Annotated in this window: 14 protein-coding genes; 6 read left to right on the plus strand and 8 right to left on the minus strand. The window is 71.5% G+C overall.

Annotation, left to right across the window (positions count from 1 at the left end; all coding sequences use genetic code 11):
- Window positions 1–7: 7 nt before the first annotated feature.
- Window positions 8–217, plus strand: coding sequence for a hypothetical protein (locus ACZ4UV_RS02030; RefSeq protein WP_294008909.1), 210 nt, complete (start codon window positions 8–10; stop codon window positions 215–217).
- 105 nt (window positions 218–322) lie between these two features.
- Entirely contained in the window at window positions 323–2119 is a 1797-nt protein-coding gene (locus tag ACZ4UV_RS02035) for a hypothetical protein (RefSeq protein WP_467835340.1), read from the plus strand.
- Window positions 2120–2185: 66 nt separating this feature from the next.
- Here the strand turns inward: ACZ4UV_RS02035 and ACZ4UV_RS02040 are convergent, their stop codons facing one another.
- Entirely contained in the window at window positions 2186–2542 is a 357-nt protein-coding gene (locus tag ACZ4UV_RS02040) for an iron-sulfur cluster assembly accessory protein (protein WP_030951236.1), read from the minus strand.
- A 323-nt stretch (window positions 2543–2865) separates the two neighbouring features.
- Between ACZ4UV_RS02040 and nadA the strand changes: the two genes are divergently transcribed.
- Window positions 2866–4050, plus strand: a complete 1185-nt coding sequence (gene nadA / locus ACZ4UV_RS02045) for a quinolinate synthase NadA (protein WP_451022086.1) — start codon at window positions 2866–2868, stop codon at window positions 4048–4050.
- A gap of 16 nt (window positions 4051–4066) precedes the next feature.
- Here the strand turns inward: nadA and ACZ4UV_RS02050 are convergent, their stop codons facing one another.
- The 6 genes from ACZ4UV_RS02050 to ACZ4UV_RS02075 form a co-directional block, all read right to left on the minus strand.
- On the minus strand, window positions 4067–6331 hold the full coding sequence (locus tag ACZ4UV_RS02050) for a protein kinase domain-containing protein (protein ID WP_467835343.1): 2265 nt from the start codon (window positions 6329–6331) through the stop codon (window positions 4067–4069).
- Window positions 6332–6498: 167 nt separating this feature from the next.
- Window positions 6499–9612, minus strand: coding sequence for an efflux RND transporter permease subunit (locus tag ACZ4UV_RS02055; protein ID WP_467835345.1), 3114 nt, complete (start codon window positions 9610–9612; stop codon window positions 6499–6501).
- Window positions 9613–9783: 171 nt separating this feature from the next.
- Window positions 9784–10467, minus strand: a complete 684-nt coding sequence (locus ACZ4UV_RS02060; RefSeq protein WP_351490341.1) for a response regulator transcription factor — start codon at window positions 10465–10467, stop codon at window positions 9784–9786.
- On the minus strand, window positions 10464–11732 hold the full coding sequence (locus ACZ4UV_RS02065) for a sensor histidine kinase (protein ID WP_467835347.1): 1269 nt from the start codon (window positions 11730–11732) through the stop codon (window positions 10464–10466). The genes ACZ4UV_RS02060 and ACZ4UV_RS02065 overlap by 4 nt, the downstream gene beginning before the upstream one ends.
- 191 nt (window positions 11733–11923) lie before the next feature.
- Complete coding sequence (pspAA, locus tag ACZ4UV_RS02070) at window positions 11924–12202, minus strand: PspA-associated protein PspAA (RefSeq protein WP_467836475.1); 279 nt, start codon at window positions 12200–12202, stop codon at window positions 11924–11926.
- A 28-nt stretch (window positions 12203–12230) separates the two neighbouring features.
- Window positions 12231–13022 (minus strand): PspA/IM30 family protein, encoded by a 792-nt coding sequence (locus ACZ4UV_RS02075; protein ID WP_093503936.1) that lies wholly within the window; start codon window positions 13020–13022, stop codon window positions 12231–12233.
- 201 nt (window positions 13023–13223) lie between these two features.
- Between ACZ4UV_RS02075 and ACZ4UV_RS02080 the strand changes: the two genes are divergently transcribed.
- The 3 genes from ACZ4UV_RS02080 (at window position 13224) to ACZ4UV_RS02090 (ending at window position 15839) form a co-directional block, all read left to right on the plus strand.
- Window positions 13224–13898 (plus strand): DUF3043 domain-containing protein, encoded by a 675-nt coding sequence (locus ACZ4UV_RS02080; protein ID WP_390037979.1) that lies wholly within the window; start codon window positions 13224–13226, stop codon window positions 13896–13898.
- 83 nt (window positions 13899–13981) lie between these two features.
- Window positions 13982–14683 (plus strand): class I SAM-dependent methyltransferase, encoded by a 702-nt coding sequence (locus ACZ4UV_RS02085; RefSeq protein WP_467835350.1) that lies wholly within the window; start codon window positions 13982–13984, stop codon window positions 14681–14683.
- A 76-nt stretch (window positions 14684–14759) separates the two neighbouring features.
- Window positions 14760–15839 carry a S1C family serine protease gene (locus tag ACZ4UV_RS02090; RefSeq protein ID WP_451019208.1) on the plus strand — a complete coding sequence of 360 codons (1080 nt, stop codon included), beginning with the start codon at window positions 14760–14762 and terminating at the stop codon, window positions 15837–15839.
- A 49-nt stretch (window positions 15840–15888) separates the two neighbouring features.
- Here the strand turns inward: ACZ4UV_RS02090 and ACZ4UV_RS02095 are convergent, their stop codons facing one another.
- Entirely contained in the window at window positions 15889–16101 is a 213-nt protein-coding gene (locus tag ACZ4UV_RS02095) for a hypothetical protein (protein WP_093503930.1), read from the minus strand.
- Window positions 16102–16257 lie beyond the last annotated feature (156 nt).

Genomic DNA, 16257 nt, shown 5'->3' on the forward strand with positions numbered 1-16257 from the left:
TTCCGTCATGACGAACCTCAAGGTCCACTCCCCCGCTCCGGCCGACCTCGACGGCGACCTCGCGTCGCTGCGCGGGGACTGCGCCCGGATGGCTCCGCACTGGGTGGTTCCCGATCACAGCGATGCCCGCCCGGTGCCGCCGTCACTCATCCACGGGGTGACCGTGCCGAAGAAGTCCGCCAGACTCCTGGACGCCATGTCCGACTACGGCGACTGAGTCCCGCTCCGGCGCGTTTCCAGGGAACCGCGCGCTCCCCTCCCGCGTCCCATCGCCGTCCCCCGTGAAGGGGAGGCGGGATACGACACGGCAAGGAGCTATGCGGTGAAGAGCGAGCGACCCGAGAACGACGACGACGCGGCCGCGGGCAGCACCGGGGAGCCCCCCGAGGCCCGGCGGGCCACGGAGTCGCCGAAGGCTGCCGATGCCGGGGTGGCCGCCGACGCCGATACCGACGCCGGTACCGAAGCGCAGGCCACCGCGGAGTCCGCCGAGGGCGCCGTAGAGGAGGTTCCGGAGCCCGAGGAAGCCCCCGAGCCGGACGTGCCCCCGGCCGCCGAGACGGCCCCGGCCGCCGAGACCGTCGCCGAGCCCACGGAGCCCCCCGCCGAGCCGGAAGCGGCGGTGCTTCCCGATGCCCCCGACGCTCCTGAGGCTCACGGGACGCCCGAGGCCGAAGCCGGTACCGGTCCCGAGACCGACGACCTCGCTCCCCGCCGCCGCTCCCCCGCCCTCGTCATCGCCTCCGTGGCCGCCGCCGTCCTCCTGGTCGGCGGAGGTGGTGCCTACCTCGCCGCGAACACGGGCTCCGGCTCCGGTACGACCACCGGCGCCTCCGGCGGTTCCACTCCCCCGCCCCTCGCTCTGGACGGCTACTCCTCCGGCGGCAACGGCATTGCCCCGGGCGAGCCCAATCCCTACGGCGTGACGTACAAGGCGAGCGGAACGCTCCCCGCCGGCCCCGGCTCGGCCACCGTGTACCAGCCTTCCGGCGAGGTCTCCAAGGACCGGGTCGCCGCGCTGGCGAAGGCGCTCGGGATCGAGGGGAACCCGGTGGCCGAGGGCCAGGTCTGGAAGGTGGGCACCGACAACGACGGCTCGGGCGGGAGTCTCCAGGTGAACCGGGCCGCCCCCGGCATCTGGACGTACAGCCGCTACGCCCCGGGCACCGACAACTGCAAGAGCGGCCTGGTGTGCGCGCAGGACCCGGTGGCGCCGGCCGGTGACCCGGTGAGCGTCGGCGACGCCGAGAAGGCGGCGGCCCCGGTGCTGAAGGCGCTCGGCCAGGACGCCGCGAAGCTCGACGCGAGCCAGGTCATGGGCGCCCAGCGGGTGGTGAACGCCGATCCGGTGGTCGGCGGGCTGCCGACGTACGGCTGGACGACCGGGCTGACCGTGAGCAAGCAGGGCGAGGTGGTCGGCGGCAACGGGATGCTCGCGGCGCCGGCCAAGGGCGACACGTATCCGGTGCTGGGCGCCGCGAAGACGCTGGAGCTGATGAACGCGGCGCCGCGCTCCGACCACCGGATGGGCATCGGCGGCTGCGCCAGTTCCGTACCGCTGAAGGACCGGCTGGAGCAGCCGTGCACCGCGTCGACGCCGTCCGCGTCGTCCGCCGTGATCGAGAAGGCGGTGTTCGGGCTCGCCGCGCAGTCCGTCGCCGGGCGGCAGGCGCTGGTGCCGTCCTGGCTGTTCAAGGTGCGGGGGGCGGCGGACTCGTACACCGTGACCTATCCGGCGGTGGACCCGAAGTACCTGGCCTCCTCCTCGACGCCGGCGCCCTCGGCAAGTGCGAGTGCAAGTGCGAGTGCGAGCGCCTCTGCGGGGAGCACGAAGGACGTGAAGGTGGACGGGTACACGACCGACGACCGCGAGCTGGTCGTCGCGTTCACCGGCGGGGTGTGCGCCGACTACAAGGTGACGGCGGAGGAGAGCCCGGAGCAGGTGGTGGTGAAGGTGACCGCGACGCCCTGGCCGGACAAGATCTGCGTGATGATCGCCAAGCAGTACCACCAGGCGGTGCGCCTGGCCGCGCCGCTGGACGGCCGGAAGGTGGTCGGCACGGACGGCAGGGCCGTCCCGAAGGAGAAGGCGACGACGCTGAGCCCGCAGCTGGGCTGAGCGCAGACACGAAGGCGGCGGCCCCTCATCGCGAGGGACCGCCGCCTTCCTGTTGAGCCCTTCGGCTCAGCTGAAGGAGTCGCCGCAGGCGCAGGAGCCGGTCGCGTTCGGGTTGTCGATCGTGAAGCCCTGCTTCTCGATGGTGTCGACGAAGTCGATCGACGCGCCGCCCAGGTACGGGGCGCTCATGCGGTCGGTGACGACCTTGACGCCGCCGAAGTCCTTGACGACGTCGCCGTCGAGGGAACGCTCGTCGAAGAAGAGCTGGTAGCGCAGGCCGGAGCAGCCACCGGGCTGGACGGCGACGCGCAGGGCGAGGTCGTCACGGCCTTCCTGGTCGAGCAGGGCCTTGACCTTGGCCGCGGCGGCGTCGCTCAGGATGATGCCGTCGGTGGCGGTGCTGGTCTCGTCCGATACGGACATCTACATCTCTCCCGGGTTGTACGGAGACTGCTTGCCGACGAGTGCAACCGGCGGGTCGGCTGATTCATTCCGGGCCGGCAGGCGCGTTCTCGCGTTTTTCCTACCTCTTCATGCTCGCACATGCCCGCAGTGACGCACAGCAGTCGCGGTGGTCACCCACGGCGACCTGCACACGAGGCGACCACCCGGCGTCCACCCGGTGGCCACCCTCCCGTTCGGCGCCGGGATTGATGTCACATCGACGCTATGGCCATCGTCAAAGTGACGTGAAGCGGTTATGATAGATAGCGTCAGAACGACGAAAAGTAGAAAGGGTGCGTGTCGTGACCACCGCCCAGACCACGGAGCTCGACGTACAGCCGAGTCCGCTCGCCCTGCTGCTGCTCGGCCGTGAGGCCGACCCGAAGAGCGAGCGGGGTGTCGAGTGTCCCGGCGACCTGCCCTCGCCGTCCGACCCGGACCTGGTCGCGCGTGCCCGCGCGGCCAAGGAGAAGCTCGGCGACAAGGTCTTCGTGCTCGGCCACCACTACCAGCGCGACGAGGTCATCCAGTTCGCCGACGTCACGGGCGACTCCTTCAAGCTGGCCCGGGACGCCGCCGCCCGCCCGGAGGCCGAGTACATCGTGTTCTGCGGTGTGCACTTCATGGCCGAGTCCGCCGACATCCTGACCTCGGACGACCAGAAGGTGGTCCTCCCCGACCTCGCGGCCGGCTGCTCCATGGCCGACATGGCCACGGCCGAGCAGGTCGCCGAGTGCTGGGACGTGCTGACCGAGGCCGGGATAGCCGAGCAGGTGGTCCCCGTCTCGTACATGAACTCGTCCGCGGACATCAAGGCGTTCACGGGCAAGCACGGCGGCACCATCTGCACCTCGTCCAACGCGCAGCGCGCGCTGGAGTGGGCCTTCGAGCAGGGCGAGAAGGTGCTGTTCCTGCCCGACCAGCACCTGGGGCGCAACACCGCCGTCCGGGACCTGGGCATGTCCCTGGACGACTGCGTGGTCTACAACCCGCACAAGCCGAACGGCGGCCTCACGGCCGACCAGTTGCGCGACGCGAAGATGATCCTGTGGCGCGGCCACTGCTCGGTGCACGGCCGTTTCTCGCTGGACTCGGTCAACGACGTGCGCGAGCGCATCCCGGGCGTCAACGTGCTGGTCCACCCGGAGTGCCGGCACGAGGTCGTGGCCGCCGCCGACTACGTCGGCTCGACGGAGTACATCATCAAGGCCCTCGAGGCCGCCCCGGCCGGCTCCAAGTGGGCGATCGGCACCGAACTGAACCTGGTCCGCCGTCTCGCGAACCGTTTCGCCCCCGAGGGCAAGGAGATCGTCTTCCTCGACAAGACGGTCTGCTTCTGCTCCACCATGAACCGCATCGACCTCCCCCACCTGGTCTGGACCCTGGAGTCGCTGGCCGAGGGCAACCTGGTCAACCGGATCGAGGTCGACCAGGAGACCGAGGCGTTCGCCAAGCTGGCCCTGGAGCGGATGCTGGCGCTGCCGTAGCCGTACGGCCCGTGCGTCACCCCGAGCCGGACTTCCGCTCGGGGTGCGCCGGGTCGAGGCTGAAGAGCGTGCCGTTGGGGGTCATGACGGTCACCACGCCTCCGTAGAGGAGCGCCTTGGGATCGGACGCGTCGCCCGTCGAGGCCGTGCCGACCCGAGGGGACGTCTCCCAGAGGAGGGTGCCCTTGCGGCTGTCCAGGGCTGCCACCCGGCCGCTGGGACTGGCCAGGTAGAGGGTGTGGGTGCGGGAGTCGTACGTCGGGGAACCGGAGTTCTCCACGCTGGTGCGGGTGTGCCAGAGTTCCTTGCCGGTCAGCGGGGAGACCGCCGCCACCTCGCCGTTCGCGCCCGTGATCCACAGGGTGTCCGAGGCGAGCGTCACCGAGCCCTCGTAGGTCTTCGCGAGCTTCGTCGTCGTCCGACCGCCGGTCGTCGGGTCCGTCAGGAGGATCTTGGCGAACCTGGAGTCCTGCAGGGACGTCGAGCCGCTCTCCTCGTCGGCCAGGACCATGGCCGGATGGCCGTCGACGATGCCGAGAAAGCCGCTCTCGAAGGGGATCTGCCGACGGGCGAGGACCGTTCCGGCCGCGCGGTCCAGCTGCAGGAGCGAGGAGTACCTGGCGTTCTGCTCGGTGGGGAAGCACTGCGCGTACACGTCGGTTCCGGCCGGCAGGAACGTGCAGTAGGTGCGGGCCGGAAGTGTCATGGCCCAGCGGGCCCTGCCCGTGCGCGGGGAACGGGCCGTCACCGTCCGCCCGTCGCTCTCTGCGGTGAGCACCACGTCACCGGCCATGATCAGGTCGACGTTCTCGTCGTTGACCTTGCGGATCCACAGTTGCGAGCCGCTCGTCGCGTCGAGGGCGACGATGAAGGTCGGGTTGGTCTCGGCACCGTCCTCGGTGAGGGTCTCCCGGACGAGGACCGTGCCGTCGTACACCCCGAGGACCCAGGAGTCGTACCGGCTGGGATCGTCGCCCGGCGCCGCGAGCGCGGCACGCCAGAGGGTCCTGCCGGTCCGGCCGTCCAGCCGGACCGGCAGGACGCCGTGGCCTCCGCAGTAGACGCCGTCGCCCTGGCTCAGGCAGTCCGACTGGCCTTCCGCCGGCGTGCCGAGCGCCTTGACCTCGCCCCGGTCCGCCGGCTTGTACACCGTCGTCTGCCAGGGCTGCCAGCCGGCGGGGACCGCGGCCCAGCGGGAGGCCGCGGAGGAGTTCGCCGTCCGGGGGTCGCCGACGAAACCCGGTCCGAACCGGATGTACCACAGCAGCCCCAGGGTCAGCGCGCCCACCGTGCCGACCGCCGCCCAGAGGGTACGGCGGCTCCGGATCCGGCGGCGGCCGGAGCCGGTGCCGGTCGTGCGGTCGAGGTCGGCCCCCGGACCGGGCGTCGCGTCGGCCGGCACGGCTCCGGCGTCGAGGGGCCGGGCCCACGGCAGCCGCAGGGTCATCGTCTCCGGTTCGCCGGGGTCCGGCTCCGGCAGGGCCGCCGCGAACTCCCGGGAGAGGTCGTCGAGTTCGGGCCGGTCGGCGGGGTCCTTGGCCAGGCAGCGCTCCAGGACCGCGCGCAGCGGGCCGGTGACGCCGTCCAGCACGGGTTCGTTGTGGACCACCCGGTAGCCGGTCAGGTAGGGACTGTCGGCGTCGAAGGGGCCGCGTCCGGTGACGCAGTAGACCAGCAGCGCGCCGAGCGAGAAGACGTCGGAGGCGGGACCGACCGTACGCGCGTCGGTGAACTGCTCCGGGGACATGAACGGCGGGGTGCCGACCATCTGCCCGGTCTCGGTGAGGGTGTTGTGGTTCTCGGCCGCGCGGGAGATGCCGAAGTCGATGACGCGCGGGCCGTCGTCGGCCATCAGGACATTGGCCGGCTTCAGGTCGCGGTGCACCATCCCGGCCCGGTGGATGTCCCGCAGCGCCTCCACCAGGCCGAGGGCCAGCGGGCGCAACTCGGCGACACGGAGGGCGCCATGGGCGCGGATGCGGGCGGCGAGGGACTGGCCGGGGACGTACTGGGTGGCCATCCAGGGTGCCCGGGCGTCCGGATCGGCGTCCAGGACGGGGGCGGTGAAGGCACCGCTGACCCGGCGGGCGGCCTCGATCTCCTGCCGGAACCGGGCGCGGAAGACGGGGTCCTCGGCGTACTGGGCGTGCACCACCTTGACCGCGACCTCGCGCCCGGAACGCGACCGGCCCCGGTAGACGATGCCCATGCCGCCGGCCCCCAGCCGGTCGACCAGCTTGTAGCCGCCCAGGGACCGTGGATCGTCCTTGTGCAGCGGCATACGTCGATTCCCCTTCCACGACCGGCAGTTCGCGGCGCCAGCATACGGAACGCCGGTGGCGGACGATCGGTGGCCGGGTTGGCGGCCGAGGCCCGGGGCCGGTGGCCGGGCGTCCAGGGTCGGCCGCCGGTTCCCGGGGGTGGGTCGGGAACCGGCGGCCGGGGCCGTCACACGGCCGCGGGCTCCGGTTCCTCGGTCGCCGGGGTGGAATCCGCGGGCGGCAGGCCCTTCTTCGCGGCCCGCTTCCCGGCCCGGCGCTCCTTGCGGAGTTCGACCATCGCGTACAGCGTCGGCACGAGCAGCAGCGTGAGCAGGGTGGAGGTGATCAGACCGCCGATCACGACCACCGCCAGCGGCTGGGCGATGAAGCCGCCCTCGCCGGTGACGCCCAGAGCCATCGGGAGGAGGGCGAAGATCGTCGCCAGGGCCGTCATGAGGATCGGGCGCAGCCGGTGCCGGCCGCCCTCGATCACGGCCTCGACGACGCCGTATCCCTGCCCGCGGTACTGGTTGACGAGGTCGATCAGCACGATCGCGTTGGTCACCACGATGCCGATCAGCATCAGCATGCCGATCATCGCGGGGACGCCCATCGGGGTGCCGGTGACGACCAGCAGGCCGAGCGCGCCGGTCGCCGCGAACGGGATGGAGACCAGCAGGATGAGCGGCTGGACCAGGGACCGGAAGGTCGCGACCAGCAGCATGAAGACGATCGCGATCGCCGCGAGCATCGCCAGGCCCAGGTTCTTGAACGCGCTGTCCTGGTCCGAGGTGACCCCGCCGATCGAGGCCGTCGCGCCCGCCGGGAGCTTCAACGCCTTGATCTTGGACTGGAGTTGGGTGCTGACCGCGCCGGTGTTGTCGCCGGTGGGCTTCGCGCTGATGGTCGCGGCGCGCTGGCCGTCGATCCGGGTCATCGACACCGGGGCGTCCACCAGCTTCACGGTGGCGATGTCGCCGAGCTTCACCGGGCCCAGCTTGAGCGCCCGCAACTGGGCGAGGGTCTCGGCGGGCTTGGCGGACTTGACGACGACGTCCCGCTCGGTGTCGTCGAGGGTCGCCTTCGCGGCCGTGGTGCCCTTCACCGCCTGGGTGACGGCGGCGCCCAGCGTCTGGTCGTCGAACCCGGCGGCCGCGGCCCTGGAGTTGGCCTTCACGGAGATGCGCGGCACGCTCTGCGCCAGGTCGCTGGTGACGTCGGTGACGTCGTCCAGCCCCGCGACCGCGGACCGGACCTGCTCGGAAGCCTTGCGCAGCACGTCACCGTCGGCCGCCTTCACGACGACGCTCAGGTCCTGGCTGCCGAAGCCGTCACCGGCCGACACCGTCGTGGTGCCGATACCGGACAGCTCGTGCAGGCCGTTCTCGATGGCGCTCTGCACCCGGTCGTACGACTTCGCGTCGTCCAGCATCACCGAGTACGACGCCTGGTTGGTGTCGGTGCCGCCGCCGAAGGCCGCCATGAAGCCGGACGAGCCGACCGTGACCTGGTAGTCCTTGACGCCGTCGATGGAGCCGAGCAGCTTCTCGACCTTCCTCGCCTGGGCGTCGGTCGCGGCCAGGCTGGTGCCGGGCTTCAGCTCCTGCTTGACGGTGAGGACCTCCTGGTCGCCCTGGTCGAAGAAGTTGGTCTTCAGCAGCCCGGACATGCCGAACGTGACGACCAGGACCACGATCGCGATCAGCACGCTGGTGAGACGGCGCCGGGTCGCGAAGCGCAGGACGGGGACGTAGAGGCGCTGGAGGCGGCTGTTCGCCTCCTTCTCCTCGGCCTTGCGGCGGGCCTCCTCGGCGTCCTCGGGGGTGCTCTTCGGGGCGCGCAGGAACCAGTAGGACAGGACGGGCACGACCGTCAGGGAGACCAGGAGGGACGCCAGCAGGGCCGCGGTGACCGTGAGGCTGAAGGGGCCGAACAGCTGGCCCACCATGCCGCCGACCAGGCCGATCGGCAGGAAGACGGCGACCGTGGTGAGGGTGGAGGAGGTGACCGCGCCGGCCACCTCGCGGACCGCGCCGAGGATGGCGGACCTGCGCTCCTCGCCGTAGCCGAGGTGGCGCTTGATGTTCTCCAGGACCACGATCGAGTCGTCGACGACCCGGCCGATGGCGATGGTGAGCGCGCCGAGGGTGAGCATGTTGAGGGAGAGGCCGCGGGTCCACAGCACGATCAGCGTGAGGACCACCGACAGCGGGATGGACACGGCCGTCACCAGGGTCGAGCGGACCGAGGCCAGGAAGACCAGGATGACCAGGACCGCGAAGAGCAGACCGAGGGCGCCCTCGGTGGTCAGGCCCTTGATGGACTTGGAGACCGCCGGGCCCTGGTCGCTGACGACGGTGAGGGTGGCGCCGGAGCCGAGGTCCTGACGCAGCTTCGGCAGCTTGCCCTTGACCGCGTTCGAGATGGAGACCGCGCTGCCGTCGTGGTCCATGGTGACGTTGACGGCGAGGCTGGGACGGCCGTCGGTGCGGGTGATGGAGTCGGCCGGGGCCTCCTGCTCCTTCACCGTGGCCACGTCGCCGAGGCGCACGGGCTTCTTCACGCCCTGCCCGGTGACCATCAGGTCCCTGATCTGCTGCAGCGAGGTGAGACCGCCGCCGACCTGGACGGTGCGGTTGGCGCCGTCCTCGTCGAAGGAGCCCGCCGGGACGGTCGCGCCGGCCGCCTGGAGCGACTGGGCGAGGGCGGCGGAGGTGAGACCCGCCTTCGCCAGCTCCGCGTCGTCGGGGGTGACGTCGACCTGGAGGTCCCGGACGCCGGTGACCTGGACGCGGCCGACGCCGTCGATGTTCTTCAGGTCCGGCACGACCGTCTTGTCGAGCTGGTCGGCGAGGGCCTGCTGGTCCTTGCCGGAGCTGACGGCGAGCACCACGGCCGGCATGTCGTCCGTGGAGCCGGAGATGACCTGCGGGTCGACGTCGTCCGGGAGCTGGGCGCGGTTGACGGCCAGCTGGACGTCGGCCACCAGCTGCTTGGTGTCGTTGCCGTAGTCGAAGGACGCCATGATCACGGCGTTGCCCTCGCTCGCGGTGGAGGTGACGCCGGTGACTCCGTCGACGCCTTCGAGGTTGTTCTCGATCGGCTCGACGACCTGCTTCTCGACGACGTCGGGCGCCGCTCCCTGGTACGGGGCGATGACCGACACCATGGGCAGGGAGATGGTCGGCAGCAGCTGCTGCTTGATCTGGGGGATGGCGATCGCCCCGAAGACGAGCGCGATCAGGGAGATGAGGCCTATCAGGGCCCGCTGCGCGAGGCTGAATCTGGACAGCCAGGACATGGGTCAGGGTCTCTTTTCGGTGAGCTGCAGTGAGCTGCTGTGAGAAGCGGACGGGGCACCTGTGAGTGCCCACCGCACCACCCTCACCCATCGAAGGCCCTGCTCACGTAGGCCCTGGGTGCCGTTCCCCTATCCGGCTCCTACTCCGCCCGCAGTACGCCCGGGTGGAGATCAGTCCATCCTCGGGCGGACCAGCCCCGACTCGTACGCGATCACCACGAGCTGGGCCCGGTCCCGCGCGCCCAGCTTGGCCATGGCCCGGTTGACGTGCGTCTTCACGGTCAGCGGGCTGACCTCGAGGCGTTCGGCGATCTCGTCGTTGGAGTGCCCGCCGGCGACCTGGACCAGGACCTCGCGCTCGCGTGAGGTGAGCGCGTCGAGGCGCTCGCTGCGGGCCGGGTCGCGACCGTCGTCGCCGAGGTCGCCCTGGGCGAGGAAGCGGGCGATCAGCCCCTTGGTGGCCGTCGGGGAGAGCAGCGCCTCGCCGCCGGCGGCGACGCGGATGGCGCTGAGGAGTTCCTCGGGTTCGCTGCCCTTGCCGAGAAAGCCGGAGGCGCCCGCGCGCAGCGCCTGGACCACGTAGTCGTCCACCTCGAAGGTCGTGAGGATCACGACGCGGACGTGCGCGAGGGAGGGATCGGCGCTGATCAGCCGGGTGGCGGCCAGTCCGTCCGTGCCGGGCATCCGGATGTCCATCAGGACGACGTCGGCCGCCCGCTCCCGGGTCAGTGCCACCGCCTCGGCGCCGTCGGAGGCCTCGCCGACCACCTCCATGTCGGACTCGGAGTCGACGAGCACCCGGAACGCGCTGCGCAGCAGTGCCTGGTCGTCGGCGAGCAGGACACGGATCGTCATACGGAATCCCCCAGGGCGGCCGTACGGTTCCTGGTACGGCCGTTCGTACGATCGCTCGTACGGTCGTCGGTGTCGGTCTTGACCGGCAGGATCGCATGGACGCGGAAACCGCCGCCGTAGCGGGGGCCGGTGGTGAGGGTGCCGCGCAGGGCGGTGACGCGCTCCCGCATGCCGAGCAGGCCGTGGCCGCCGCCCTCCTCTGGGGCGGTGTCCTCGCCGGAGCCGTTGTCGAGGACGGTGACCTCGATGTGCGGTCCGACCCGTACGACGCTGACCTCGGCCTTGGCGTCGGGTCCGGCGTGCTTCTGCACGTTGGTCAGGGCCTCCTGGATGATCCGGTAGGCGGCCAGGTCGACGGCGGCCGGCAGGGTGGTGCCCTGGTCGGCGCGGGCGACCTCGACCTGGAGGCCGGCGTTGCGGAAGGTGTCGGCGAGCTCGTCGAGGACGTGCAGGCCGGGGGCGGGTTCGGTGGGCGCCTCGGGGTCGCCGGACTGGCGGAGCAGGCCGACGGTGGCGCGCAGTTCGTTCAGCGCGGAGCGGCTGGCCTCGCGGACGTGGCCGAGCGCTTCCTTGGCCTGGTCGGGCCGCTTGTCCATGACGTGCGCGGCGACTCCCGCCTGCACGTTGACCAGGGCGATGTGGTGGGCGACGACGTCGTGCAGGTCACGGGCGATGCGCAGCCGCTCCTCGGCGACCCGGCGGCGGGCCTCCTCCTCACGGGTCCGCTCGGCGCGTTCGGCACGCTCGCGGATGGCCTGGACGACCGCGCGCCGGCTGCGGACGGCGTCCCCGGCGGTGGCGCCGATACCGGTCCAGGCGAAGATCGCGAGGTTCTCCTGGGCGTACCACGGCAGGGGGCCCGCGACCATCGCGGCGGTGGTCAGCACGGTCATGGTGAGCAGGCCGGCCCGCAGGGTGGTGCGGCGGTCGGTGGTGGCGGCGACGGTGAACAGGGCGACCACGGCCGCCATCGCGACGGGGGCGCGGGGGTCGCCGGTGACGCACTCCACGACGGAGGCGGCGCCGGTGACGGCCAGGACCGTCTTCGGGGCGTACCGGCGGAAGACCAGGGCCGCGGCGGCGAGCGTCATCAGCAGCAGGCTGAGGGGATCCGGGGTGCGGATGCCCCAGGCGACGCCGTGCGCGCCGTGCGGCACCGCGAAAGAGCTGACGACCATGCAGACGAGGGCGCCCGCGGCGATGACCGCGTCCACGGCGAGCGGGTGGGCGCCGGCTCTGCAGCGGGCTCTTTCGAAGGTGCTCACCTTGTGAACAGTACGGCTGGTTCGTGCGGGCCGGAACTGTCGGTTCGGCCCGCTGCGGCACCCTCCCCGGGGGCTGCCGCCCCCGGACCCCCGCTTCGGCCTGAACGGCCTCGTCCTCAAACGCCGGACGGGCTGGAAGGGGTGTTCACCGGCCTTCGTCCTCACGCGCCGGTCGAACTGTTTCCCAACCGTCAGCCCGGAATCAGACCGTCGTCCCGCAGCAGTGCCCTGACCCCCTCCAGGGTCGCGTCCGGGGACGGGAGGATCAGGTCCGAGGGTTCCAGGGCGTCGTCCGGGAGCGGAGTGCCCAGTTCCCGGACCTTGTCCAGGAGGGCGGACAGGGTGCGGCGGAAGGCTGCCTCGTCGCCGGACTCGGTCTCCGCGAGGAGCTCGTCGTCCAGCTTGTTCAGTTCGGTGAGGTGGCTGTCGGCCAGCCTCACCTGGCCCTCCCCCATGATCCTCACGACCATGTCGGCCATGTCGCCCTCCAGGCGTCGGCTACTGCTTGTCGAAGCGCGGGGTGTCCTGCGGCTGCTGCGACTGCTGGCCCTGGCCGGTGCCGCCCTCGATCGCCTGCTGGGGCGATCCTCCGGCGAGCTCGGCCTTCATGCGCTGCAGCTCCAGCTCCACATCCGTACCACCGGAGAGGCGGTCCAGCTCGGCGGCGATGTCGTCCTTGGCCGTGCCGGTCGGGTCGTCCAGGGCGCCGGAGGCGAGGAGCTCGTCGATGGCGCCGGCGCGGGCCTGCAGCTGCTGCGTCTTGTCCTCGGCGCGCTGGATGGCGAGGCCGACGTCGCCCATCTCCTCGGAGATGCCGGTGAAGGCCTCGCCGATGCGGGTCTGGGCCTGGGCGGCGGTGTAGGTGGCCTTGATGGTCTCCTTCTTGGTGCGGAAGGCGTCCACCTTGGCCTGGAGGCGCTGGGCCGCGAGGGTGAGCTTCTCCTCCTCGCCCTGGAGGGTGGCGTGCTGCGTCTCCAGGTCGGTGACCTGCTGCTGGAGGGCAGCGCGACGGGAGAGCGCCTCGCGGGCGAGGTCCTCGCGGCCGAGCGCGAGCGCCTTGCGGCCCTGGTCCTCCAGCTTGGTGGACTGCTGCTGGAGCTGGTTCAGCTGGAGTTCGAGCCGCTTGCGGCTGGTCGCCACGTCGGCGACGCCGCGGCGGACCTTCTGCAGCAGTTCGAGCTGCTTCTGGTACGAGTAGTCGAGGGTCTCGCGCGGGTCCTCGGCCCTGTCCAGGGCCTTGTTCGCCTTCGCGCGGAAGATCATCCCCATACGCTTCATGACACCGCTCATGGGCTTCGCGCGCCCCCTTCTGACGGACTCCAGCTCACAGATCCTGCGACAGAACCCACAGTACGGGCCCTGCCTCCATTACCGCACTGTTCGGGGACCGATGCGCTCATCCCCAAGGACGACTACCGACAGCTCCGCTCCGGCACAGGTAGGAGAGGGTCCCCCTGAGCGAAGCGCCTGCAACGTCCCCTCTGTCCCCCCATGGAGACGACTGGCGTTGCGGGATCGTTCCCCGCCGGACTAGGGCCCACACCCCGTGACCCCGTACCCTTGGGTTTTGTGTTCCGTAGCCGTGCCAAGGATGAGAAGGCCCCCGCCGACAAGGCGGTCGTGACCGACTCCAAGCAGACCCGTGACCCGCAGGCCCCCAAGGGCAGGCCCACGCCCAAGCGCAGTGAGGCCCAGACCCAGCGGCGCAGCGTGGCCAACACGCCGACGACGCGCAAGGACGCCGCCAAGCGTCAGCGCGACGACCGGCGCGCCGCCATGGAGCGGCAGCGCCAGGCGCTGGCCACCGGCGACGAGCGGTATCTGCCGGCCCGTGACAAGGGCCCGGTCCGCAGGTTCGCCCGTGACTGGGTCGACTCGCGTTTCAACGTGGCGGAGTTCTTCCTGCCGCTGGCCGTGGTCATCCTGGTCATGAGCGTGGTCAACAACACGGCGATCAAGAACATCGCGCTGCTGCTGTGGCTGGTCGTGATCGTGCTGATCGTGCTCGACGCGGTGATCAGCGGGCTGCGGCTGCGGGGGCGCCTCGCCGAGCGCTTCCCCGACCAGAACAAGAAGGGCGCCGTCGCGTACGCCCTGATGCGCTCCCTGCAGATGCGCCGGCTCCGGCTGCCCAAGCCGCAGGTCAAGCGCGGAGAGCGGCCCTGAGCGCGGAGCCTTTCTCCGGGGGTGCGGCAGCAGCCTGGCTGAACAAGCTGGGCGGGCTGCGTGATGTCGTACGGCAGCAGCTGGTGGCCCGTCAGCTCGACGAGCAGATAGCCGGGCGGTTCCCGGTCGGGCAGCGGCTGCGGGTGCTCGACGTGGGGATGGGCCAGGGCACGCAGGCGCTGCGGCTGGCCCGGGCCGGGCACCAGGTGACCGGTGTGGAGCGGGAGCCGACGATGGTCGCGGCCGCGCGGGCGGCGCTGGCCGCCGAGCCGGAGGGCATCCGCGAGCGGGTGCGGATCGTCCAGGGGGAAGGGCGGGACACCGGCGTCCACTTCCTGCCGGGCAGCTTCGACGTGGTGCTCTGCCACGGGGTGCTGATGTACGTCGCGGAGCCGGACGCGCTGCTCGCCGGGCTGGCCCGGATGCTGGCCCCGGGCGGGCTGCTGTCGCTGGTGGTGCGCAACGCCGACGCGCTGGCCATGCGGCCGGGGCTGAGCGGTGACTGGGCGGGTGCCCTGGAGTCCTTCGACACCGTCTCCTACCGCAATCGCCTCGGCCTGGACGTCCGGGCCGACCGGCTGAGCGCCCTCACCGGCGCCCTCGCCGGCATCGGCGCGCCGTTGCAGTGCTGGTACGGCGTGCGGGTGTTCACGGACACCGCCGCGGACGACGCCGATGCGCCGGCCGACCTGGAGACGCTGCTCGCGGTGGAGGAGCGGGCCGGGCGGACGGATCCGTACCGGTCGGTCGCGGCGCTGCTGCACCTGTGCGGGGTCCGCGGCTGACCGCACCTCACCCGGTGCCGCTCGTTCGGGCCAGCAGCGCGAGCCGGAGCGTCACCGCCGCGGCGAGACTCGGGGCATGGACGCTTCCCCCGCCCGCCGGACCCTGCGTACGGCCGCCGTGCTCGGTTCCTGCTGCCTCGCCCTCGTCTCCGGATGCTCCCCTTTCGACGACGACGCGGCCGTGGACGCCTCGGCCGCCCGGGCCGCGCAGGCGGCGGCCGTCCCGCTGGCGGCGAGGGACCTGCAGAACCAGTACCAGAAGGTGATCAGGGAGGTCCTGCCGTCGGTCGTGCAGATCCAGGCCAGCAACGACCTGGGCTCGGGCGTGGTCTACGACGGCGACGGACACATCGTCACCAACGCGCACGTCGTGGGGAACGAGAAGAGGTTCAAGGTGACGACCGCCAGCACCGAGGAACCGCTGACCGCGACGCTGGTGTACTCCTACCCCCAGCAGGACCTGGCGGTGATCAGGCTCGACAAGATCCCGGAAGGGCTGAAGGCGGCCACCTTCGGGGACACCGAGAAGGTCCAGGTCGGGCAGATCACGCTGGCCATGGGATCGCCGCTCGGGCTGTCGTCCAGCGTGACCGAGGGCATCGTGTCGGCGACCGGACGGACCGTCAGCGAGAACCCCGCGGGCGGCGGTACGGGCGCCACCATCCCCAACATGGTGCAGACCTCGGCGGCCATCAACCCCGGCAACAGCGGCGGCGCCCTGGTCAACCTGGACGGCCAGGTCATCGGCATCCCCACGCTCGCCGCGAGCGACCCCGACCTCGGCGGCAGCGCGGCGCCCGGGATCGGGTTCGCCATCCCGGGGTCGATGGTGACGACGGTCGCCGACCAGATCATCAAGCAGGGGAAGGTCACCGACTCGGGGCGGGCCGCGCTGGGCATCGCCGGGCGCACGGTCGTCGACGTGAACTACCAGCCGGCCGGGGTGGCCGTGGTGACCGTGAAGCACGGCGACGCGGCCGACAGGGCGGGCATCCGGCCCGGGGACATCATCACCAAGGTGGGTTCCGACGACATCACCACCATCACCTCACTGGCCGAGTCGCTCGCCCCGGAACGGCCGGGGAAGAAGACGACGGTGACCTACAGCCGGGACGGCGTCAGCAGGACGGTGGACGTGACGCTGGGCGAGCAGTGACCCGGTGACCGGCGGGGCGGCCGGCGAGGGCCGCCCCAGCCGGTACGTCTCAGGACTCGTCCGCGTGCAGACTCATCGGGCCGTAGATCTCGGTGGCGTCCTCGAAGAGCCGCACCTGGTCGGCGCCGCCGGCCAGCAGTGCCTTCCACTGCTCGCCGATCCACGACTCGGCGTCGCCCTGCGTGGTGAACTCCTCGGGCTCCACCGCGGGCTGGACCTCCGTCCCGTCGGCCTTCTCGAACCGCCATGTCCATGCCGCCATGTAGGCCTCCTTTGATCCAACTGGTGCATCGTATAAGGGCGCCGCTGAAAACTCCGCTGGTTGTGGGGCATGTGCGGGGCCGGTGGAGGCTGGTCGCGCCCACGCGGCGGCAGCCGCGAGTCGAATACAGCCCCGCACCCCCTTCGGGGGCGCGCC

This window comes from Streptomyces sp. NPDC028289 (assembly GCF_055565975.1).

Coding starts and splice junctions, on each gene's coding strand:
- ACZ4UV_RS02030 (WP_294008909.1), top strand. CDS start 8: ATGACGAACCTCAAGGTCCACTCCCCCGCTCCGGCCGACCTCGACGGC.
- ACZ4UV_RS02090 (WP_451019208.1), top strand. CDS start 14,760: ATGGACGCTTCCCCCGCCCGCCGGACCCTGCGTACGGCCGCCGTGCTC.
- ACZ4UV_RS02040 (WP_030951236.1), bottom strand. CDS start 2,542: ATGTCCGTATCGGACGAGACCAGCACCGCCACCGACGGCATCATCCTG.
- ACZ4UV_RS02080 (WP_390037979.1), top strand. CDS start 13,224: ATGGAGACGACTGGCGTTGCGGGATCGTTCCCCGCCGGACTAGGGCCC.
- ACZ4UV_RS02055 (WP_467835345.1), bottom strand. CDS start 9,612: ATGTCCTGGCTGTCCAGATTCAGCCTCGCGCAGCGGGCCCTGATAGGC.
- ACZ4UV_RS02095 (WP_093503930.1), bottom strand. CDS start 16,101: ATGGCGGCATGGACATGGCGGTTCGAGAAGGCCGACGGGACGGAGGTC.
- ACZ4UV_RS02050 (WP_467835343.1), bottom strand. CDS start 6,331: ATGCCGCTGCACAAGGACGATCCACGGTCCCTGGGCGGCTACAAGCTG.
- pspAA (WP_467836475.1), bottom strand. CDS start 12,202: ATGGTCGTGAGGATCATGGGGGAGGGCCAGGTGAGGCTGGCCGACAGC.
- ACZ4UV_RS02075 (WP_093503936.1), bottom strand. CDS start 13,022: ATGAGCGGTGTCATGAAGCGTATGGGGATGATCTTCCGCGCGAAGGCG.
- ACZ4UV_RS02060 (WP_351490341.1), bottom strand. CDS start 10,467: ATGACGATCCGTGTCCTGCTCGCCGACGACCAGGCACTGCTGCGCAGC.